This window comes from Frankia sp. Allo2 (genome assembly GCF_000733325.1).
GTDB lineage: Bacteria > Actinomycetota > Actinomycetes > Frankiales > Frankiaceae > Frankia > Frankia casuarinae.
This window is the reverse complement of the sequence record NZ_JPHT01000006.1, coordinates 165314-186994: the sequence shown is the minus strand read 5'-3', so window position 1 is coordinate 186994 and position 21681 is coordinate 165314. Positions and strand designations below refer to the sequence as shown.

17 protein-coding genes and 1 pseudogene are annotated in these 21681 nt (G+C 71.3%); 9 read left to right on the top strand and 9 right to left on the bottom strand.

Features of this window, described 5'->3' with window-relative positions; genetic code table 11:
- From ALLO2_RS07220 to cutA, 5 genes and pseudogenes are all read left to right on the top strand, one after another.
- A partial coding sequence (locus tag ALLO2_RS07220; RefSeq protein ID WP_035730619.1) for a transposase occupies positions 1-277 on the top strand: 277 nt, incomplete at its 5' end.
- Positions 278-301: 24 nt separating this feature from the next.
- Positions 302-631: pseudogene (locus ALLO2_RS07215) on the top strand (adenine phosphoribosyltransferase); the annotation flags it as partial.
- 82 nt (positions 632-713) lie between these two features.
- On the top strand, positions 714-3317 hold the full coding sequence (locus ALLO2_RS07210; RefSeq protein ID WP_035730617.1) for a bifunctional (p)ppGpp synthetase/guanosine-3',5'-bis(diphosphate) 3'-pyrophosphohydrolase: 2604 nt from the start codon (positions 714-716) through the stop codon (positions 3315-3317).
- 22 nt (positions 3318-3339) lie between these two features.
- Positions 3340-5583 carry a bifunctional (p)ppGpp synthetase/guanosine-3',5'-bis(diphosphate) 3'-pyrophosphohydrolase gene (locus ALLO2_RS07205; RefSeq protein WP_035730614.1) on the top strand — a complete coding sequence of 748 codons (2244 nt, stop codon included), beginning with the start codon at positions 3340-3342 and terminating at the stop codon, positions 5581-5583.
- A 346-nt stretch (positions 5584-5929) separates the two neighbouring features.
- Complete coding sequence (gene cutA / locus ALLO2_RS07200) at positions 5930-6256, top strand: divalent-cation tolerance protein CutA (RefSeq protein WP_011435820.1); 327 nt, start codon at positions 5930-5932, stop codon at positions 6254-6256.
- Here the strand turns inward: cutA and ALLO2_RS07195 are convergent.
- Positions 6249-7772 (bottom strand): helix-turn-helix transcriptional regulator, encoded by a 1524-nt coding sequence (locus ALLO2_RS07195; RefSeq protein WP_035730613.1) that lies wholly within the window; start codon positions 7770-7772, stop codon positions 6249-6251. The two genes, cutA and ALLO2_RS07195, sit on opposite strands and share 8 nt — an antisense overlap.
- Positions 7773-7944: 172 nt before the next feature.
- Here ALLO2_RS07195 and ALLO2_RS07190 point away from each other — a divergent pair, with 172 nt between their 5' ends.
- Complete coding sequence (locus tag ALLO2_RS07190) at positions 7945-9750, top strand: DEAD/DEAH box helicase (RefSeq protein ID WP_011435822.1); 1806 nt, start codon at positions 7945-7947, stop codon at positions 9748-9750.
- 8 nt (positions 9751-9758) lie between these two features.
- Here the strand turns inward: ALLO2_RS07190 and ALLO2_RS07185 are convergent, their stop codons facing one another.
- Complete coding sequence (locus ALLO2_RS07185) at positions 9759-10652, bottom strand: peptidylprolyl isomerase (protein ID WP_035730610.1); 894 nt, start codon at positions 10650-10652, stop codon at positions 9759-9761.
- A 221-nt stretch (positions 10653-10873) separates the two neighbouring features.
- On the opposite strand from ALLO2_RS07185, the gene serS reads away from it, so the two are divergent.
- Positions 10874-12136: a serine--tRNA ligase gene (gene serS, locus ALLO2_RS07180; RefSeq protein WP_011435824.1), complete on the top strand. Its 1263-nt coding sequence runs from the start codon at positions 10874-10876 to the stop codon at positions 12134-12136.
- On the opposite strand, the gene ALLO2_RS07175 is transcribed toward serS, so the two are convergent.
- The 6 genes from ALLO2_RS07175 to ALLO2_RS07150 form a co-directional block, all read right to left on the bottom strand.
- On the bottom strand, positions 12109-13110 hold the full coding sequence (locus ALLO2_RS07175; RefSeq protein WP_035730696.1) for a squalene/phytoene synthase family protein: 1002 nt from the start codon (positions 13108-13110) through the stop codon (positions 12109-12111). The genes serS and ALLO2_RS07175 overlap by 28 nt on opposite strands.
- Positions 13111-13217: 107 nt before the next feature.
- On the bottom strand, positions 13218-14177 hold the full coding sequence (locus ALLO2_RS07170; protein ID WP_023840950.1) for a VWA domain-containing protein: 960 nt from the start codon (positions 14175-14177) through the stop codon (positions 13218-13220).
- The gene (locus tag ALLO2_RS07165) at positions 14174-15226 is read right to left on the bottom strand and encodes a DUF58 domain-containing protein (RefSeq protein WP_011435827.1); all 1053 of its coding nucleotides are present in this window, start codon (positions 15224-15226) and stop codon (positions 14174-14176) included. Before ALLO2_RS07165 ends, ALLO2_RS07170 begins: the two co-directional genes overlap by 4 nt.
- Positions 15223-16332 (bottom strand): MoxR family ATPase, encoded by a 1110-nt coding sequence (locus tag ALLO2_RS07160; protein WP_011435828.1) that lies wholly within the window; start codon positions 16330-16332, stop codon positions 15223-15225. Before ALLO2_RS07160 ends, ALLO2_RS07165 begins: the two co-directional genes overlap by 4 nt.
- A 177-nt stretch (positions 16333-16509) precedes the next feature.
- Positions 16510-18021: a phytoene desaturase family protein gene (gene crtI, locus ALLO2_RS07155; protein WP_035730607.1), complete on the bottom strand. Its 1512-nt coding sequence runs from the start codon at positions 18019-18021 to the stop codon at positions 16510-16512.
- Between the two features lie 67 nt (positions 18022-18088).
- Positions 18089-19303 (bottom strand): polyprenyl synthetase family protein, encoded by a 1215-nt coding sequence (locus ALLO2_RS07150; protein WP_198030959.1) that lies wholly within the window; start codon positions 19301-19303, stop codon positions 18089-18091.
- Positions 19304-19372: 69 nt separating this feature from the next.
- On the opposite strand from ALLO2_RS07150, the gene ALLO2_RS07145 reads away from it, so the two are divergent.
- Both ALLO2_RS07145 and metF read left to right on the top strand, forming a co-directional pair.
- Positions 19373-20059 (top strand): hypothetical protein, encoded by a 687-nt coding sequence (locus ALLO2_RS07145; protein WP_023840952.1) that lies wholly within the window; start codon positions 19373-19375, stop codon positions 20057-20059.
- A 244-nt stretch (positions 20060-20303) separates the two neighbouring features.
- The gene (metF, locus tag ALLO2_RS07140; protein WP_011435831.1) at positions 20304-21200 is read left to right on the top strand and encodes a methylenetetrahydrofolate reductase [NAD(P)H]; all 897 of its coding nucleotides are present in this window, start codon (positions 20304-20306) and stop codon (positions 21198-21200) included.
- Positions 21201-21304: 104 nt separating this feature from the next.
- On the opposite strand, the gene ALLO2_RS07135 is transcribed toward metF, so the two are convergent.
- Positions 21305-21553, bottom strand: a complete 249-nt coding sequence (locus ALLO2_RS07135; RefSeq protein ID WP_011435832.1) for a hypothetical protein — start codon at positions 21551-21553, stop codon at positions 21305-21307.
- Positions 21554-21681: the final 128 nt, after the last annotated feature.

The following is a 21681-nucleotide window of genomic DNA, read 5'->3' as shown; positions in this document are numbered from 1 at the left end:
CCTCAACACCCACCGCAGCGCCGCGATGCGCAGGTTCCTCACCCGCCACGCCCACTGGCTGACCGTGATCCCCCTGCCCGCCTACGCCCCCGACCTCAACCCCGTCGAAGGCGTGTGGGCCCACGTCAAACGCGACCTGGGCAACCACGTCCGGGTCACCGTCGACCAGCTCACCGCCACGATCAAGACCCTGCTCAAACGCGTCCAGTACCGGCCCGACCTGATCGCCGGCTTCCTCGGCCAGACCGAACTGATCATCGACCCGNAACCGCCGTAGCCAGACCCTGACCATTCAAGCTCTGTAGCCGCGCCGGTCGCGGACCGGCTGGGCACCGGCCTCGTGCCGATCCGTAAGCAGGGCAAGCTGCCGGGGCCGACCCGAAGCGCCTCCTACGACCTGGAGTACGGCGCCGCCACGATCGAGATCCACGCCGACGCGGTGCACGACGGCGACCGGGTCCTGCTCGTTGACGACGTGTTGGCCACCGGTGGCACCGCGGCCGCCGCACACAGCCTGCTCGCGGCTGGTGGCGGGGAGGTCGTGGGGCTGGCGGTCCTCATGGAGCTGTCCTTCCTACCGGGCCGTGATCGGGTCGCGCCGCTCGATGTCGTCTCCCTTCTGACGATTTGACCTCGCCCGGGCGAGGTCCGCGGAAGGCTTCTGACCAGTGCGGCGTTAGGCTCGGTGTCTAGTCCTTACGCAGGAGCGGTCCGTGCCCGAGGCAGCGCCGGTGACCACCGGAGTTTCGCAGCCCGCCGTCACTCCCTTCCGGGAGCCCCGGCCGGTGGGCGATGCCGCGCGGGCCACCGCCGGATCGGCGGCGCGTGAGTCGGCAGTCCACGGGCCGGCAGTCCACGGGCCGGCAGTCCACGGGCCGGCACAGCCGCCGGCTGCGGATGGTGGCGACGTCCGCGGGCAGGAGCCGCCGGGTGGATCCCCGGGGGGGTCCGAGCTGGTCACCGCGGTCGGCATGGGACGGCGTCCCGAGGACGGTTCCCCGGTCGTCCCCCGGTTGGGGCACGAGTCGCCGCCGCTGCCGCGTCGGGTACGCGGTCGGCTCTCCCGCCTTGCGACGCACCGGGCGACGCCTCCCTCGGCTCTCGACCCGGTGCTGCGTGGGCTGCTCGCGAACCACCCGCGCGCCGACATCGCCCAGGTGCAGCAGGCGTTCGAGGTCGCCGACGCCGCGCACGCCGGCCAGGTGCGCTTCTCCGGCCACCCGTACATCACTCATCCGATCGCGGTCGCGAGCATCCTCGCCGATCTGGGGATGGACACCGCGACGCTGTCCGCGGCGTTGCTGCACGACACCCTCGAGGAGACGACGCTTACCGTCGATGCAATCCGGGACACCTTCGGTGACCATATCGCGCTCATCGTCGACGCGGTCAGCAAGCTCAACCGGGTCAAGGTCGGCGAGGCGGCCCAGGCGGAGACCATCCGCCGGATGGTCGTCGCGATGGCCCGCGACCCACGCGCGCTGGTGGTCAAGCTCGCCGACCGCCTGCACAACATGCGTACCCTGCGCTTTCTGCCCGAGCACAAGCAGGAACGCAAGGCTCGGGAGACGCTCGAGGTCTACGCCCCGCTCGCCCACCGGCTCGGCATGAACTCGTTGAAGTGGGAGCTGGAGGACCTCTCGTTCGCCGCGTTGTATCCGAAACGGTACGACGAGATCGTCCGGCTGGTCGCTGACCGGGCCCCGAGCCGGGACGTCTANCTGGCCGAGGTGATCGGGCAGGTACAGGTCGGCCTGCGGGACGCGCGGATCAAGGCGGTCGTCTCCGGGCGGCCGAAGCACTATTACTCGATCTACCAGAAGATGGTGGTGCGCGGCCGTTCCTTCGACGACATCTATGATCTGGTCGGCATCCGCGTCCTGGTCGACTCGGTCCGGGACTGCTATGCCACGCTGGGTACCGTGCACGCGACCTGGAAGCCGATTCCCGGCCGGTTCAAGGACTACATCGCGATGCCCAAGTTCAACATGTACCAGTCCTTGCACACGACGGTCATCGGTCCCGAGGGCAAACCGGTCGAGCTGCAGATCCGCACGCACGCGATGCACAACCGGGCCGAGTACGGCATTGCCGCGCACTGGAAGTACAAGGAGGACGGGGTTGCGGCCCGGCCCTCGGCGGGGACCCCGGAGGGCGGGCGGGCCGGTCGGCGCAAGGGCGGACCCGATGCGGACCTCATGACCTGGCTGCGTCAGGTGCTCGACTGGCAGCGGGAGACCGCGGACCCGGGAGAGTTCCTCGACAGCCTGCGGTTCGCCGCCGAGACCGACGAGGTTTTCGTCTTCACCCCCAAGGGCGACGTCATCCCGCTGCCTGCCGGGTCGACCTCGGTGGACTTCGCTTACGCGGTGCACACCGACATCGGCCACCAGTGCGTCGGGGCCCGGATCAACGGCCGTCTCGCGGCCCTGGACACCCCGCTGGACAACGGCGACGCGGTCGAGATCTTCACCTCGCGGGCCCATTCGGCCGGCCCGAGCGAGGACTGGTTGATGTTCGTCCGTTCGTCGCGGGCCAGGACGAAGATCCGCCAGTGGCACGCCCGTGGGCGCCGGGAGGACGCGATCGTCGCCGGCCGCGACGCGATCGGCCGCGCGATGCGCCGCCACGGCCTGCCGCTGTCCCGCCTGATGAGCGGGGACGCGCTGTTGAACCTGGCCAAGGACCTGCGCTACGCCGACGTGGCCGCCCTCTACGCGGCCGTGGGGGAGAACCACGTCAGCGCCCAGTTGGTGGTCTCGCGGCTGCTCGTGGCCCTCNGCGGTCCGGAGGGGGCCGAGGAGGACGCGGGTGAGACCGAGCTGCCGATCCGCACGCTGCGTCGCTCGACCGGGGAGGCGGGGGTGCTCGTCACCGGTGCTCCCGACGTGTGGACGAAGCTCGCCCGCTGCTGCACCCCCATGCCCGGCGACGAGATCGCCGGTTTCGTCACCCGGGGCAAGGGCGTGTCGGTCCACCGGACGGACTGCTCCAACCTGTCGGGGCTGCGCGGCGGGCCGCACGACCGCACGGTCCAGGTCGAGTGGGCGCCGTCGTCGGGCTCGGTGTTCCTCGTCGTGATCCAGGTCGAGGCGATGGACCGTACCAAACTACTTTCGGATGTCACCCGGGTACTGTCCGACCGGCACGTGAACATCCTGTCGGCGTCGGTGGCCACCACACGGGATCAGGTGGCGGTCAGCCGCTTCACGTTCGAGATGGGAGACGCCAAGCATCTCCGGCACATCCTGAGTGCGGTGCGTGCCATCGAGGGCGTATACGGCTGTTTCCGCGTTACCTCGGGCGTACAGGTCTAACGGGTCGAATCAGGGGGGTGCCGTGGATGCTGAGACCGTGGGTGCGGGTCTGCCGGCCGGCGGCGGTCTGACCCCCGCGCTGTCCCGGGCCGACGGCGGTGCCGACGAGGCCTCCCGGGCCCTGTCGGCGGCCCGGCAGGCGAGCGTGCGTCTCGCCCACCTGGCCCGGCGGATGGCGACACCGCGGATGTCCCAGGTGCCGCCGGAGCTGCGTGACATCGTCGAGGCGCATCGCGACTATCATCCGCGCGCCGACATCGGCCTGCTGGTGCACGCCTACGGCGTCGCCGAGCGGCTGCACGCCGGTCAGATGCGGCGCAGCGGGGATCCGTACATCAGCCATCCCCTCGCCGTCACCGAGGTCCTCGCGGAGCTGGGGGTGGACACGACTACCCTGATCGCTGCCCTGCTGCATGACACGGTCGAGGACACCGGGTACACCCTCGACTCCGTCACCCAGGAGTTCGGCGCGGAGGTGGCCAACCTCGTCGACGGTGTCACCAAGCTGGACAAGATGCGGTTCGGGGAGGCCGCGGAGGCCGAGACGCTGCGCAAGCTGATCGTGGCCTTGGCCCGGGACTACCGAGTACTGGTCATCAAGATCGCGGACCGGTTGCACAACATGCGCACGCTCGCCTTCATGTCCCCTCCCAAACAGGTGAAGATCTCCCGGGTCACGCTCGAGGTCCTGGCCCCGCTGGCCCACCGGCTCGGCGTCAGTGTGATCAAGCGAGAGCTGGAGGACCGGGCGTTCGCCGTGCTCCATCCCGCCGAGCACGCCCGGATTGCCGCCACGGTGGACGAGTTCACCGCCGCTGAGCGCGCGGCCGGAACCGTCGCGGCGCTGGTGGCACGGTTGCGAGCCGGGCTCGCGGGGGCTCGCATCGACGGCGCCGTCTCCATCCGGGTCAGCCACCTGTTCTCGATCTACAAGCGGGCTCAGGAGCGCAACCGGCCCGTCCAGGACTACACCGACCTCGTCCGCGTCCTCGTGCTCGTTGACGAGGTGACGGACTGTTACGCGGCGCTGGGTGTCATCCACGCCCTGTGGCGACCGGTGCCCGGCAGGCTGCGCGACTTCGTGGCTACCCCGAAGTTCAACATGTACCAGTCCCTGCACACGACGGTGACCGACGGCGCCGGCCGCTCCCTCGACATCCAGATCAGGACGCCGTCGATGCACCGGCTGGCCGAGACCGGGATCGTCGCCCGACCGGTCGGCCCCGGNGNGGANGGCGCCCGCCTGGAGGGCCTGTCCTGGTTGCACAGCTTGCTGGACTGGCAGGAGGAGGTCGACTCGGACGAGTTCCTCGAGTCGCTGTCCTCAGACCTGGATGCCGACGAGGTGCTGGCGTTCACGCCCAAGGGCAGGATGCTCGCACTGCCGGCCCGGTCCTCCCCGGTGGACGTCGCCTACGCCGTGCACACCGACATCGGGCACCGGGCGATCGGCGCCCGGGTCAACGGTCGGCTCGTCCCGTTGCATACCCGGCTGCGCAACGGCGACGTCGTCGAGATCCTGACCTCCAACCTCCCCGGCGCGGGACCGTCGGAGGACTGGTTGCACTTCGTCAGGACCTCCCGGGCCCGGGTACGTATCCGGCGCCGGCTGGCCCGGCAGCGCAGGGACACCGCCGCCGGGGCGGCCGAGCCGGGCGTCACGACCACCCGGTCCGGGAGCGGCGGCGGGGCGCGGACCGCCGGCGGCGCGGACGGCGCCTCGTCGGGCCTGCCGTCGCCGACCCGTCCGATCGCCCGGCGTGGGATGCCCAGCCTCGCGGCCGTGGCAGACGACGGGGTGGGTGGTCGGGTGCCGGCGAGGCTGGCGCGATGTTGCCTTCCGCTGCCCGGAGACGTGGTCGTCGGCTTCGCGACGCACGGCAGCACCGTGTCTCTGCACCGCCGGGAGTGCATGAACGCCACCGAGGCGGGGTCGGACCGCGAGCGCGTCGCGGTGGCGACCTGGTCGGCACCACAGGCGCAGATTTTTCCCGCGGAGATCGCCGTCGAGGCGTTCGACCGCTACGGGCTGCTCGCGGACATCACCGAGGTGCTCTCGGAGATCTCGGCGTCCGTCCGCGCGGCCTCGACGACCACATCCGATGATCGGGTCGCGCATGCGCGTTTCACGATCGAGGTCACCGGGCCGGAGCAACTGGACAAGGTGCTCGGCGCCGTGCGCGGCGTCGGCGGTGTCTACGACTGCTACCGCGTGTGCCAGACCCAGGGGTCGTCGGCTCACGGCGCGCCCGCCGGGGACGGGTGAAGCCAGCGCAGGGCGGCGGTGGCACCGACCCGGGCGGGGGACCGCGGCAGCGGTAGGACCAACCGGTGGGTGAGACCAGGCTGGTTACGGGAGCAGGCCGGTCTTCTCCGGCCGGCGTGGGGTGCTGTCTCTTGCGCCCAGCGTGGCCTTTCCGCGCCGGAATGTACCCTCCCGATCAACCGGCGGTAAACGGCTTGCGACTGAACCGCCCATTCCGGGTGGATCCGGGTGGAATGTCACGCGGAGAATACGGACCATCCTACCGGACGCCGTAAATTCAACGGCTACCGCCACTGATCGATGTAGGGTATCTTGCGTATCCATCGTTTTAGAGATGGGAGTGCGCGTGGGTCACCTTCAGGTCATCGTGAGTATCGACTCCCGGGAAAGCGCTGACCGTATCGGTAGGATCCTGGTGGAGGCGCGTCTGGTCGCCTGTTTCCAGGTGATCGGACCGATGAGCAGCACCTACCGCTGGAAGGGCCAGATCGAGCAGGCCGAGGAATGGCTCTGTCTGGCGAAAACGACCACCGAACGATTCGATGAGCTACATGAGCGGCTCGTGGTCCTCCACCCCTACGAAAATCCCGAGATCATTGCCACGCCGATCGTCGCCGGCCATGCCGACTATCTGGGCTGGATCAGCGCCGAGACGGCACCCACCGTCAGGTGAGTGCCCGCAGCTGCTCGTCGAACTCGCGCACGGCCTGGGTGTGCTGCCAGGGCCGCAGGTGCTCCCGGGCGCGGCGGATACGGGCCAGGCCCAGCGAGAAGTCCGTCTGGAGCACGATCGCGAGGGACTCGGCCGCGAAGTGGCAGGCCGCCTCGATCTCCCGCCGCTGGATGTGCACCTCCGCGATGTCGCTCATCAGCAACGACCGCTTCTTCGTCGCACCGGGAGCGGCCGCCCGCAGTGCCTCGGTGGCGGCGGCGTAGGCCGCGGCGGGTCGCCGTAGCCGCGTGTAGGTGGTGACCTTCAGGCCATCGAGCCGGCCCCGGTCGAAGAACTGCGTCCAGACCCGGTCCCCGTCGCTCTCACCCCGGTCGAAGGCATCCTGGGCACGGTCGAGGGCGGCCAGCGCCGCCCGGCCCTCGCCGCGAGCGGCCTGCTCCTCGGCCTCCCGGGCAGCCAGCCAGGCCCTGGTCATCACCGTGCTGCCCGTGGCGGCTCGCCGCTGGGCTTCACCGAGCAGCGCGCAGGCCTGGTCGTGGCGGCCACGGCTGGCGGTCTGGTAGCTCTCGTAACCGAGTACGCAGGCCCACAGGGCGTGGTCATCGGCCTCGCGGGCGGCCTCGATGGCCACCCGGTAGTAGGCGACGGCCGCGGGCAGGTCGTTCATGTCGAACGAGAGCCATCCGGCGAGCGCCGCCGTCTCCCCGGCGGTGGAGGTCAGCTCACGGCGCACCGGGGACCGGCTCGTGGTCTCCAGCAGCTGACTGAGCCTGCTCAGATGCCCGGTGACCCGCTGTATCAGGATCCGGGCGGGAACGCGTTCCTCTAAGCCGTACAGCCCCGCGGTGAGCTGGCCCAGCTCGTTGACGAGCTCCGGGGTCACCGTGCTACGGCGACGCAGCGCCGCCGAGAGGCGCTCCCAGGGCGGGGTGTCCGTGACGCCGTTCATGGGCACGACGGCGACGCCGCCCGCCGCGGCGAAGAGCCGGAGAAAGTCCCGACGTTCCACGGGAATACCGTTCGTGTCGATCATGTCGGTGCCGGGGTGAAGTACGAGTGTGCCCGCGGCGCCCGTCTCGCAGGCCGCCTGTTCAAGGTTCATCGACGCGGCGACGGCCGTACCCTGACCGGTTCCGCCCCGCAGTGCTCCGACGGCGGCGGGAAGCGCTTCGTCATCCACGAAACCGAGCTCCGCCGACGACCGGCCGAATAGCGCCCNCAACAACCGCTGATAACGCAGGCTTGGTTTCTTGTCGCCCTTCTCCCACTTGCAGATCATGTTGCCGGTCACCCCGGCCTCGCGACCCTCGTGGATGACGGAGAACCGACGGATCTCGGTGGCGAGCCGTTCCTGCGACCAGCCCCGTTCCTCCCGACTCAGTCGCAGCCGGGTGTTGGGTGTGCGGGTGTTGGGTGTGCGGGTGGTGGGCGTCCTGTCACCACCGGATACCTCAGGTGTTGGCGCGGAGGCCACCGGTGCGCGGGGAACTGCCGAAGGACCGGTCGTGAGCTGCATCGGGGCCTCCGAAGTCAATCGGTTGACTCCAGGAGCTTAACCCTCTGTGAGATAAGACGGTCATGNTCGGGCGTGGTCCCTTCGGGACCATCCACGGCAAAAGTGTGGTCATCCCGACGCGCCTGCGGCCGCCAGCGTCTTCGCCGAGTGCCGCCTTCTAGAGTGTGATGGCGTGAGAGCCGGCCCCCTCGACCGAAGCCCTCGTCCACGACGTCCCGTTCCACCAGCCCGACCGCTGCGCGCGTGGCAGCGTGCGGCCCTGGAGATCTACCGGTCACGGTCGTCGTCGGGCGCCCGGGACTTCATGGCGGTCGCCACCCCGGGCGCCGGGAAGACGACCTTCGCCCTGCAGGTGGCCGCCGACCTTCTCACTGCCGGCGAGATCAGTCGGATCACCGTCGTCGCGCCCACCGAGCACCTCAAACGCCAGTGGGCCGTGGCCGCGGCGGAGGTTGGTGTCGACCTCGATCCGGACTTCCGCAACTCGGCCGGGGCGACATCCTCCGACTACACCGGTGTCGCCGTGACCTACGCCCAGGTGGCGGCGCATCCGGCCCTGCACCGTGCCCGGACCGCCGCGCGTCGCACCCTGATCGTCCTGGACGAGATCCACCACGCCGGCGACGCGCTGTCATGGGGTGAGGCGATCCGGGAGGCGTTCACCCCGGCCGCGCGTCGCCTCGCCCTGACTGGTACTCCGTTTCGCTCCGACGTCAACCCGATCCCTTTCGTCACCTACCTGCCGGGCCCCGACGGGGTGATGCGCAGCATCGCGGACTCCTCCTACGGCTATGCCGAGGCGCTGCGCGACGGGGTTGTCCGCCCGGTGCTCTTCCTCGCCTACTCGGGCGAGATGACCTGGCGGACCAGTGCCGGCGCGGAACTGAGCGCCCGACTCGGGGAGCCGCTCACCAACGAGCAGACCGCCGCCGCGTGGCGCACCGCGCTCGACCCGGGCGGGGACTGGATGCCGGCGGTGCTCGCCTCCGCCGACACCCGGCTGTCCCAGGTGCGGGCCGGCGGCATGCCCGACGCGGGCGGGCTGGTCATCGCCACGGATCACGCGGCCGCGCGCGCCTACGCCGCGCTGCTCACCCGGATCACCGGCACCTCGCCCGTGCTGATCCTCTCCGACGACCCGACCGCGTCGACCAAGATCGATGACTTTCGCCGGTCGGCCGACCGGTGGATGGTGGCGGTACGGATGGTCAGTGAGGGCGTGGACGTGCCTCGCCTGGCGGTCGGGGTCTATGCGACCTCGGCGTCAACCCCGCTGTTCTTCGCCCAGGCCGTCGGGCGGTTCGTTCGGGGCCGCGGTCGCGGGGAGACGGCGTCGGTCTTCCTCCCGAGCGTGCCGTCCCTGCTGGCGCTGGCTGGCGAGATGGAGGTCCAGCGGGACCACGCCCTGGAGAAGTCCCCGCGCGATCCGGACGCCTTCGACGACGACGCGCTGCGGGACGCCAACCGGCGCAAGGACATCCCCGACAAGCCGGACACCTTGTTCACGGCGTTGGGATCCTCGGCCCATCTCGACCGAGTGATCTTCGATGGCGGCGAGTTCGGCACCCCGGCGGCCCCCGGGTCCATCGAGGAGGAGGACTTCCTGGGCCTGCCGGGCCTGCTGGAGCCCGATCAGGTCGCGGTTCTGCTGCGCCAGCGGGAGGCCGCCCAGCAGGCCGCCCAGCAGGCCGCCACGCGCCGTGCCGCTGCCCGTGCCGCGGATTCGCCGGTCGTCCCGCCGGCCCGCGAGGGCGTGCAGCCGGCGGTCGAGGCGGCCACCCGGCCCGTGCACGAGGTGATCGGCGAGCTGCGCAAGGAGCTGAACCGGCTTGTCGGCGCACACTTCCACCGCACGGGCAAACCGCACGGGATGATCCACGCCGAGCTGCGCCGGACCTGTGGCGGTCCGCCGAGCGGCCAGGCCACCGCCGCGCAGCTCCAGGCCCGCATCGACACCATCCGCCGCTGGGCCGGTTGACCGGCGGGTCAGCCGCCCTGGGNGATCGTGATCGAAAGAATCTTCGGCTTGCTCGCCGGGGCACCATCGGAGCCGCCGCCCTCGACGCCGGGCCCGGTGAGCTTGTCGAGCACGTCGAGTCCCTTGGTNATCTTCCCGAAGACGGTGTAATTGCCGGCGAGCGCCGCCGCGCCCTGCGGGGTCGGGTTCTGGTAGTTGATGAAGAACTGACTGCCGTTGCTGTCCGGCAGTTGGCTGTGCGCCATCGCCAGCACGCCTCGGTCGTAGGTCACGCCCTGGGTATTCTCGTTGGCGTACCCGTACCCCGGGCCGCCGTTGCCGGTTCCGGTGGGATCGCCGCACTGCAGGACCGAGATGCCTGCGTCGGCCCCCCCGGTCTGGCGGTGGCACGTGGTGCCGTCGAAGTACCTGGCGTCGGCGAGCGTGCGCAGGGCGTGCACCGTGCATGGTGCCTTCTGGGCGTCCAAGGCGGCCGTGATGGTGCCGGCGTCGGTGATGATCACCATTGTCGCCGGGGACGTGTCGACGGTGGCCGCGGCCGCCGGCAGGGTGGCGCCGCGGGCCGGGGCCTCCCCGTTGGAGGTGTAGGTGCACTGCCCGACCCTGCTGGTCTGACGGGGGGCGGCCGATGGTGTCGGTGCGGTCGCGGTGGGTGCGGTCGCGGTGGGTGCGGTCGCGGTGGGTGTCGTCGCGGCACCGGCGGCGGCCACGTCGGGCTGGTCGTCCTTGCCGGTGAGCAGGATCGCGGCGATCGTCGATGCCGCGACGACGATCGCGATGAATCCGGCGACGATCGCGAGCCGCTGCTGACGACGGCGATGGGCGAGCCGGCGCCGCTGCGCCTGCCGGGCCGCCCGGGCCTCGGCGAGCTCGCGTTGACGTCGCTCCTTTGAACTGGCCACCGTCGCCGGCCTCCCTCGCTTCTGATGCGGTCTGCTGGTTCTGGTGTGGTCTGGTTCTGGTGTGGTCTGTGCACCGTAACCGGTGAGCGGCGGATCGCCCCGCATGGTGCCTGCCGGGGCGGGTGCCCGCCGGGCCGGGAGCGGACCGGNGCGCGGGCCGGACGGCTGGTAGCGTTACCGCAAAGCACAATGCGGTACCGATCAGAGGCTGACGCGATTCCATGCTCGATAAGCGCTTTATCCGGGAGAATCCGCAGGCCGTGAAAGACGCGGTCGCGGCCAAAGGCATTGATCTGGATGTCGATGAACTGCTGCAGCTCGACCGGGACAATCGCAAACTGCAGTTCGAGGTGGACGAGGCGCAGGCTCGGCGCAAGAGCTTCGCGAAGCAGTTCGCCGGGGCCGACGCGGCCCGGCGGGCCGAGCTGCGGGCCGAGCACGAGGCGTTCGACCGCCAGCTGAAGGACCTGCGCGAGCAGCTGGCCCGAACCGGGGGCCGGCTGTCCGAGCTGATGCTGCTGGTGCCGGGCATCCCGTGGTCGGGTGCGCCGGTGGGAGCCGACGAGTCGGCCAACGTGGTGTTGCGGACCGTCGGCGAGCCGCCGGAGTTCGACTTCACCCCGCTCGACCACACGGCACTGGCCGAGAAACGAGGGTGGGCGGAGTTCGCCCGGGCCCGGCGGGTCGCGGGGGAGCGGGCGTACGCCCTCGTCGGTGACATGGTCATGCTGGAGCGCGCGGTGCATTCCTATGCGCTCGACCTGCTGCGCGGGCTGGACTTCACCCCCGTGTCGGTGCCCGCCCTGGTCCGGGAGGAGCCGCTCGTCGGCACCGGGATGCTACCCAAGGCCCGCGAGGAGATCTATGCGATCCCCGCCGACGACCTTTACCTGGCGGGGACTGCCGAGGTGGCTCTTGTCGGCCTGCATGCCGGGGAGATTCTCGATGTGGGCCGCCTGCCGATCCGCTACGCCGGCATCTCGCCGTGCTTTCGCCGGGAGATCGGCAGCGCCAGCCGGGACGTCCGCGGTCTGCTGCGCGTCCACCAGTTCGAGAAGGTCGAACAGTTCGTGCTGTGCGCCGCTGACGAGGCCGAGTCGGCCCGCTGGCATGCCGAGTTGCTGGCCACTGCCGAGCGGATCCTGTCCGACCTCGGGCTGTGTTACGAGGTCGTCGAATGCGCCACCGGGGACATGGGCGTCGGCAAGTTCCGGATGAACGACATCAACACCTGGTTCCCCTCGCTCGGTCGATTCCGCGAGACGCACAGCTGCTCGACGCTGCACGACTGGCAGGCGCGCCGGGCGAACCTGCGCTACCGCGACACCGACGGCACCGTGCGTTTCGCGCACACGCTCAACAACACCGCCGTGGCGACCCCACGGCTGCTGGCGGCGTTGCTGGAGAACTTCCAGACCGCCGACGGCGAGGTACGCGTTCCCAAAGTGCTGCGGCCCTACCTGGGGGGCCGTGAGCTGATCTGAGGCATCCCGTGGCCCTGGCCGCGACGCGCCCGGACGGCCCGGACCAGGGCGGGTCCGGCGACCGCCAGCCGGCGCGGGAGCCCGACTGACACGCGGCGTTCGAGCACCCGGTAGTCGGCGCGCTCGACCTCGTCGAGGATGCCCCGGTAGAGGACGAACGCCGTCCGCAGGCAGTCGCGTGAGGTTGGGTGCAGCAGGCGGATGCCGGGCTCGGCGGCGCGGAACAGCTCCCGCGCCCGGCTGATCTCGAAGGCCAGCAGCCGGCGGACCGGCCCGTCAACGACGCCGGCGGCCAGCTGCTCCCGGGTGACCCCGAACAGGTCCAGCGAAGTCCGGGGCAGATAGACGCGGCCGCGCCGCAGATCCTCGCCGACGTCGCGGATGAAGTTGGCGAGCTGGAAGGCCATCCCCAGGTCGCGGGCATAGGGCAGGGCGCTGTCGTCCACTGGCTCGAGGATCGGCACCATCTGCAGGCCGATCACCGCGGCCGATCCGTGCATGTAGACGGTCAGCTCGTCCCAGGTCGCGTACTCCGTCACGGTGAGGTCCATCGCCATCGAGGCCAGGAACGCCGCGAAGTGGTCCGGATCGATCTTGAAGCGGTGAATGGTGTCGACCACCGCGGGCAGCACCGAGACCTCCGCGCGGTGCCGGTCCCTCCCGGTGCCGGCCATCTCGGTGCCGACGTCAACGGCGGGNGTCCCCNCCCNTAGCGCCGCAAGGAACCNGCTGCCCCNCTCGTGCAGCCAGCGCGCCCGCTCGGCCTCGGTCAGCGTGGAGTCGAGATCGTCGACGATCTCGTCCGCGTAGCGGGCGAAGCCGTACAGCGCGTGGACGTGGGGCCGCTTCCACCCTGGCAGCAGCAGGGTGGCCAGGTAGTACGTGCGGCCGTGGGCGGCATTGAGCGCCCGGGCCCGCGCATAGGAGGAACGTAGTCGAGGATCGATGATTCCGGCCGCGTCGAGCTGCCCCACGTTAGTCAGCGTAGCCACCCAGCGAGGCGGATAGCGACGGCTCCCGCCCGATCGGGGTCGACCTGCCCCGGGGCGTCCGGTTGACCCCCTCGTCGGCGTCGATCCCCTCAGGGAAGCCGGGACGTGAACGCCAGGGACGTCGCCGCCGCGGCGAATCCCAGCCCCAGGGACAGCCCGAGGAACCAGGTGGTGACCTCCCGGTATTCGGTCCGGTAGCCGATCGAGCTACCGAGCCCCCGGTAGACCGAACGCAGTTCGTCGCCGGAGGTGGCACGATGGTACGAGCCGCCGGTCTGCTCCGCGATGTCACGGAGCGCCTGTTCGTTGACCGGCACCGGCACCTCCTGGCCGCCGACGTCGAGCGTTCCGTCGGCGGTGCCGTAGGCGATGGTGTCCACCGGGATACGGGCTTGCCGCGCCGCCTCGATCGCCTGGTTGTTCGGCCGCCCACGGGTGGTCTCCCCGTCGGAGAGCAGCACGATGGCGGCCGGAGGCGCGCTCTGCCCCGTGTCGGAGAACCGTTTGCCGGCGGTGGTGATCGCCTGGAGCGAGGCGAAGATTCCTTCGCCGACGGCGGTCGCGGGACCGAGCTGCAGGCCGTGGATGCCGGCGCGGACCGACTCGCGGTCGGCGGACGCGGGCACCAGGACCGTCGCGCTGCCGGCGAACGAGACCAGCCCGAGGTTGATACGGGGAGGGAGCTGGTCGACGAATGCCGAGGCGCCCTGCTTGGCGGCCGCCAGCCGGGTCGGGGCGATGTCCGTGGCCGCCATCGAGTTGGAGACGTCGATCGCCAGGATGATCGTCGCGCGTTCCCGGGGAACCCGCTCGGCCCGCGCCGGTCGCGCCAGGGAGAACACCAACCCGGCGAGGGCGAGCAGCAGCAGCGCCGCCGGGACGTGACGGCGCCACCACTGCGGTCGGCGGGGAAGCACCGAGGACAGCAGCGACGTCGACGACAGCCGGGCGGCATACACCCGCCGCCGCGCCGAGACCACGACATAGGAGATCAGCAACGCGCCGACCCCCAGGTACAGCCACAGCCAGTGCCCGGCCAGGAAGCTCACCGGCTGCCTGCCCGACTGGTGCCTGCCCGACTGGTGGCGGGCGCCGCCGTGCCACCCTGGTCGGTCCGACCCACGGGCGGGCGGCGGCCGGCTCCCCGGCCGCGCCGGTTCGCCGAGGCGAACCGGACGATGTCGACCAGCCAGTCCGAGTCGGTGCGCAGGACCAGATGGTCGGCGCCGACCCGGCGCAACGCCAGCGAGACCGCGCTGCGGTGGGCGACGGCGGCCGCGGCGTAACGTTCCCGCAACCGCCGCGACGACGTCGGGACCTCGACGAACGCCCCCGTCTCGGCGTCGACGACGGGCAGCGGCCCGACCGGTGGCAGGGTCAGCTCGAGCGGGTCAACGATCTCGATGGCGAGCACCTGATGCCGCGCCGCGAGCACCCGCAGCGGCCGTTCCCAGCGCAGGTCGGTGGACAGGAAGTCGGAGACGACGACCGCGAGCCCCCGGCGGCGCGGCGGGCGCAGCAGGCCCTCCACCGCCGCGGCGAGGTCGGTGGCCGCCGCCGGATCGGGCCGGCGGCGGGGCCGGTCGTGCGCGCCGCGAGGCGCGGTGATGAGCGTGTGCAGCAGCGCCCGCAGCCCGTCCCGGCCGGGCCGGGCCGGGATCGCCCGTGGACCGGCCTGGGTCAGCGCGATCGCGCCCATCCGGTTGCCGGTGCGGGCGGTCAGGAAGCCGACCGCGGCCGTGGCGGCAATCGCCAGATCACGCTTCTGCCAGGTACCGGTGCCGAACTCGGTGCTGGCGGTGAGGTCCACCAGCGCCCAGGTCTCGAGCTCCCGGTCGGCGATGAGATCGTGGACGTGGGGGACGGTGGTCCGGGCCGTGACGGCCCAGTCCATCCGGCGCACGTCGTCACCGACGGCGTACTCGCGGCTCTCGGCCTTCTCGCTGCCCTGACCGGGCAGCAGCCCGAGATGATCGCCGAGGAGCATGCCGTCGAGACGGCGGAGCACGGTCAGTTCGAGCCGGCGCAGGGTCCGCTCCACCGCCGGATCGGTCGCCGACACGGAGCCGGCCCGGAGCCGGTCCGCGGGGTCCGTCATCCGGACGCACCCTGGTCGAGGTATTCCGGGAAGCCCGAACGCGGGTTCGTCCCCCACCCGCCGGCATGCGGACCGGTGGGGTAGTGGGGGCCCTGCTGGCGGGGCGCCACCTGAGGCTGCGGGACCACGCCCAGGATCCGGGCGGCGATCGCGTCCGCGGTCAGCCCCTCGGCCAGCGCCTCGTACGAGAGCACCAGGCGGTGGGGCAGGACGTCCAGGGCGACCGCGGCGACGTCGTCGGGTACGACGTAGTCGCGCCCGCGCAGCAGGCCGAGCGCGCGGGCCGCCGCGACCAGTCCGAGCGAGGCGCGCGGCGAGGCTCCGTAGGCCAGGTGGCCCTCGAGTTCGGGTAGACCCGCCTCGCCGGGGGACCGGGTGGCGAGCACCAGCCGGACGGCGAACTCGATGATGGCGTGATGGACGAACACCTCGTCGGCTCGGGTCTGCAGCCGGGTCAGCGCCTGCGGGGTCAGGACCCGCTCGGGGAGCGGTGGCGAGGTGCCCATCCGCCGGACGATCTCGAGCTCCTCCGCCGGGTTCGGGTAGGGGACGTTGACCTTCATCAGGAACCGGTCCCGCTGCGCCTCCGGTAGCGGGTAGACACCCTCGGATTCGATCGGGTTCTGGGTGGCCAGTACCAGGAACGGCTCGGGAAGCCGGTGGGTGACCCCGCCGAGCGAGACCTGCTTCTCCGACATCACCTCCAGCAGCGCCGACTGCACCTTCGCGGGTGCCCGGTTGATCTCGTCGGCGAGCACGAAGTTCGCGAAGACCGGGCCGAGCTCGACGTCGAACGCCTCCTGACTCGCCCGGTAGATGCGGGCACCGACGATGTCGGAGGGCACGAGGTCGTTGGTGAACTGGATGCGGACAAACGAACCGCCGACGACGGTTGCGAGGGTCTGCACGGCCAGCGTCTTCGCGACCCCGGGCACGCCCTCCAGCAGGCAGTGGCCCCGGGCGAGCAGGGCGACGAGCATACGTTCGACCATCCGGTCCTGTCCGACGATCACTTTTTTGATCTCGAACAGGGCGCGTTCGAGCAGCGCCGCGTCCGACGTGGTGTCCGGTACGGCGAGGCCGGCCGGGCTGTGCCCTTCGTCCATGGCAGCATTGTCCCAGCCGCATCGTGGAACAGGGTGCCAAAGGACTCGGCACGGCCTGGCCGGAAGCCTCTTCTAAGCCGCTCTTCAGCAACTTCTCGGCGGTGGGAAATGTTCGGGGCACCGGGGCACCGGGGCACCGGGCTGTCGGGCTGTCGGGCTGCCGGGGTGCGTCACGGGTCAGCACAGGGCGCGGGAACGGTAACCCCGGTCAGCGCCGAGGATCCGCTCCGCGGCCAGCCGGCCGGAAATGAGGACCATCGGGACCCCGACGCCGGGCCGGGTGCCGCTGCCGGCGAACACGACGTTCGCGAGGCCCGGGGCCAGGTTCGAGGGGCGGAACGGACCGGTCTGGCGAAAGGTGTGGGCCGCCGCGAACGGGGCGCCCGCCGCCATCCCGCGGGCCCGCCAGTCGGCGGGCGTGGTGACCTGCTCCACCTCGATGGCGTCGCCGAAGCCTCGGTAGCCGTGGCGTTCGCAGGTGGCGACCACCTCGTCGCGGTAGCGCGAGCGCAGCACCGACCAGTCGAGCGGGGCGGTGAGGTTGGGTGTGGGGAAGAGCACGTAGTACGTGTGGCCGCCGGCCGAGGCCATCGCGGGTTCGGTGCGTGAGGGGGTGGTGACGAGGAAGGACGGGTCGCTCATCAGCTCGCCGCGATCGATGATCTCGCGGAAGGTCGACCGCCAGGCCCGGCCGAAGTGGATGGTGTGATGCGCGGTGTGCGGGTACTCCACGCGCGCCCCAGCCAGCAGGAGGAAGCACGAGGGCGAGTACCGCAGGCGGCGCAGGCGGGCCGGCGCCGTCGAGGGAGGCAGCAGTTCGGTGTAGGCGATCGGCAGGNCGGGGNTGAGCACCACCACGTCGGCGCCGATGCGCTCCCCCGCCGCGGTGTGCACCGCGACCGCCCGGCCGCCCCGCACCTCCACCCGCGTCACCGTGGTCTCGTAGCGCAGGGTGGCACCGTGTTTGGCCGCGGCGCCGGCCAGCGCCTCGGCGACGGCGTGCATGCCGCCGGCCGGGTGGTAGACCCCGGCAACGCAGTCCATGTAGGAGATGACGGCATAGAGGGCCAGTGCGTCGTGCGGGGCGAGCCCGGCGTACATCGCCTGGAAGGAGAACATCCGCCGGGTCCGCGGGTCCCGTAGATGGCGGCCGACGACGGTGTCGAGCCGGCGGAAGCCGCCGAGGGCGGCCAGCCGGGCGAGCTGCGGGCGCAGCAACGACAGCGGGGAGTCGACCTGCGCGTCGATGAAGTGGCGCAGCTGGGTGCGGAACATTGCAGTGACGATTCCGACGAACCGCTCGAAGCCGGCCGCCTCCGCCGGGCCGCACAGCGCCCGGATCTCCTGTGCGGTGTCGGCGGGGNCGGCGCGGNTGTCCAGCGACGAACCGTCGGCGAAGAACCCCCGGTACATCGGGTCGAGCCGGGTCAGTGACAGCCAGCGGTCGAGATCCTCCCCGACACAGTCCAGGGCGTCGGCAATCAGCTCGGGCATGGTCAGGACGGTCGGTCCGGTGTCGAAACGATAGTCGCCCAGTGCGAGCAGGCCGGCCCGACCGCCGGGGGTCGCATCCCGCTCGAGCACCGTCACCCGCCGGCCGGCTCCGACCAGGCGCAGCGCGACCGACAGACCGGCGAGACCGGCCCCGACGATGACGACGTGATCCGTCGCTCCGGTCACCGTGCGCACCTGCCACCTGCTTCCTGGTCGATGGACTTCCCTGTCGATGGTGCGGTTACCCGATGTGGTCGGTTGCTCAATGTGATCGCGAAGTCGCTGCCATGGCGAGTTCCGTCAGGGCGGCGAGGGTTGTGACGTCCAGATCCGCCCGTCGGGCCGCCTCGACCGCCGTGGCGGTCCGGGCGGCGATCCGTTCCTCGGCGGCGGCCACCGCTCCGCTTGCGGCGATGATGTCGCGGGCCTCGGCGACCCGGGCGGCGCGGGCCGCGGGGTTCTCGGTGGGCCCGAATCCCGGGGAACATCCGGGTCCCCCGGAATACCCGGGATTCTCGGGCTGTCCCGCATCCTCAGGGTGCCCGGCGCGCCGGACCGGCGGGGAGATCAGCGTGCGCAGCCGGGCCGCCGCGGCCGGCTGCGCACGGGTCAGCGCGAGCGCCAGCAGGCCAGTGGGCCGCCCGTCACGCAGATCCTCCCCGGTGGGTTTTCCCGTCACCGCCGGATCGCCGAACACGCCCAGGAGGTCATCGCGGAGTTGGAACGCCTCGCCGAGCGGCAGGCCGAACGCCGCATAGGCCGCCAACAGGTCCGGCGGCGCGCCCGCGAGCAGACCGCCGAGCTGCAGGGGACGGACCACCGTGTAACCGGCGGTCTTGTACCGGGCGATGCGGACCGCCCGCCCGGGATCGAGGCCGCCGTGCGGACCGGCCTCGGCCTGGCCGACGAGGTCGAGGTACTGCCCCGCCATCAGCTCGCTGCGCATCCGCCCGTAGGTGGGCCAGGCCCGGACCAACGCCTCGGGTGGCATCCTGCTGGCCGCGAGCAGTTCGTCGGCCCAGGCCAGGAACAGATCGCCGAGCAGGATCGCGGCCGAGCGGCCGAAGTCGGCGGGATCACCCCGCCAGCCGGCGGTCCGGTGGACCCGGGAGAAGCGCCGGTGCGCGGCCGGCCTGCCGCGCCGTGTGTCGGAGGCGTCCATGACGTCGTCGTGGATCAGCGCGCAGGCGTGCAGCAGCTCGATGGCGGCGGCGGCGGTCACAATCTCGTCGCAGTCCGGGCCGCCCGCGCCCCGCCACCCCCAGTAGCAGAAGGCGGGACGCAACCGCTTGCCCTCCGCCAGCAGAAATTCGGTGGCGATACGGACGAACGGGATCAGATCGTCGTCGATTCCGCGCAGGAGCGCTCCGCGCGAACCGGCGAAGCGCCGCAACACGGCGGAGACCCGCCGGCGCACATCCACCGTGGTGTGGTCCGGCACCGTGGTGTGGTCCGGCACCGTGGTGTGGTCCGGCACCGTGGTGTGGTCCGGCACCGTGGTGTGGCCGGGGATTGGCCGGCGCCCGGGGTACCGTGCGGTGTGCCCGTGTTCGACACCGCCGTCGTCGTGGTCGCCGTTCTGCTGGTCGCCGCCGCACTGGGCGGATTGACCCTGTTGCGGCTGCCACCCGCGGAGCTGACTCACACTGTCGACGGTATCGACGCCGTGGAGGTTCTGGTGGCCGCCGGCCGCGTCGAGATCTCCGGGCGGGACCGCGAGGACGTGCACGTCGCGCTGACCGTGCGGCGTCGTCCCGGTCGGTCCGTACCCGTGCTCACGAGGGCCGGGAGCACGCTGCGGATCGACGGCCGGGCCAGCGACGTGCGGGTCAGGCTGACCGTGCCGCCACGGGTCCGGGTGCGGGCCGAGGTGCTCGCCGGCGAAATCACGCTGTGGGGGGTAGGCGGTGAACTGTCCCTGGTCACCCGCGATGGCACCATCGCCGGGCGGGAGCTCACGCGCGGTCCGGTCGCCGCGCGCAGCCGGGACGGCGACGTCAACCTGCACTTCAGCGAACCGCCGGACGGCGTGCGGGCGCAGAGCGAGACAGGCATGGTCACCGTCATGCTGCCCGACGGCGAGTACGGGGTGGAGGTGGAGACCGCCGATCCCGGGGCGGCCGACGTGGAGCTGACCCCGTCGGCGCACGCGGCGTGCCAGGTGGTGGCGCGCAGCGTGTCCGGGCGGGTACGGGTCGGTCTCGCCGCGCCGCTGGGACCCTTGTCTATCTGACGTCTCTTGTCCATCTACCGTCCATCTGGGTTGTCCCAGCTGGTCCCGCCCAACGAGCCCGTTTCAGCCGGGTTGCTCACCCACGTTGGTGGAATCGACGGATCATGACTCTCGCGTGATCACGCTGGGGATTCATGGGATCACGCCGGGGAAATGTTGCTGCCCGCTGTCGGGGCCTGATCGGTCGTGTTTCCGATCGGGGGTCCGTCTTCGATCGTGGCCACGCTCGGTCTACCCTCGTGCCATGGCGGCGGTCCGGAGTCTGAGCACGCAACCCACGACGATGGGCGAGTACCTCGCCACCGGTCGTGCGTCCTTTTCCTTCGAGTTCTTTCCGCCGAAGACGCCGGACGGCGAGCGGCAGTTGTGGACGGCCCTGCGCCAGATCGAGGCGCTGCATCCCTCGTTCGTCTCGGTGACGTACGGGGCGGGCGGGTCGACGCGCGAGGGCACGATCCGGGTGACCGAGCGGATCGCCACCGACACCACCCTCACGCCGATCGCCCATCTCACCGCGGTCAACCACTCCGTCGCCGAGCTGCGCCGGGTCATCGGCAACTACGCCGGCGTCGGGGTGCGCAACGTCCTGGCCCTGCGCGGCGACCCGCCAGGGGATCCGCAGGGCACCTGGACCGCCCATCCCGCGGGCCTGCGGCACGCGGACGAACTCGTGCGCCTGGTGAGGTCGGTCGGCGGCTTCTGCGTCGGCGTGGCAGCCTTCCCCGACAAGCACCCACGATCGGTCGACTTCGACAGCGACGCGCGCTACCTGGTGGGCAAGTTCGACGCCGGCGCGGACTACGCCATCACCCAGTTCTTCTTCGGCGCTGACGACTATTTCCGTCTCGTCGACCGGGTCCGCCGGCTGGGCTGCGACAAGCCGATCATTCCTGGGATCATGCCGGTGACGAACGTCGCGCAGATCGTCCGGATGGCGCAGCTGTCCGGCGCGGCCTTCCCGCCGGCGCTGGCCTCCCGGTTGCAGGCCGTCGCCGACGACCCGGCGGCCGTGCGGGCGATCGGGGTCGAGGTGGCGACCGAGTTGTCCCGTCGCCTGCTGGACGGCGGTGCACCGGGCCTGCACTTCATCACCCTCAACCGCTCCAGCGCCACCCGAGAGATCTACCAGGCGGTCCGATAGCCGGCCGCGGTCCGCGGGGTGGCCGATCCGCGGGGTGTCCCGGTGGCGCATGACGGGTGGGCCGCTCGCCTGACCCGTCCGCGCTCATGCCGCCGGGCCGGCACTCAGTCGTGCTCGTCGTAGGCATCGAAGACGCACAGCAGCCATTCGTCGCGGAGCGAATGCTCCCGGACCAGCGCGAACCCGGCCTGGTTGGCGGCGTCCACCACCGCCGTCACCAGGCTGAGATCAAGGGTGTTGAAGATCGGGGTGATCCGTACCGCAAGGATCACCTGGTCGCGATGGGCGGAGAAGACCGCCCGCGGGTCGAGGTCCTCAAGGGTCTCCACTACGCCGCCTACCTGTTCGGACACGTCACTCCCGCCACGTCTGGGTGGCACCGCTGTTCTCTCGTGACACCGCTGTTCCTCCGACACCGCGTCTCCCCACCTCGGGCCGGTCCGGTGACCGATCGACGCCTTCGGTTTTGGTCGCCGGCCGG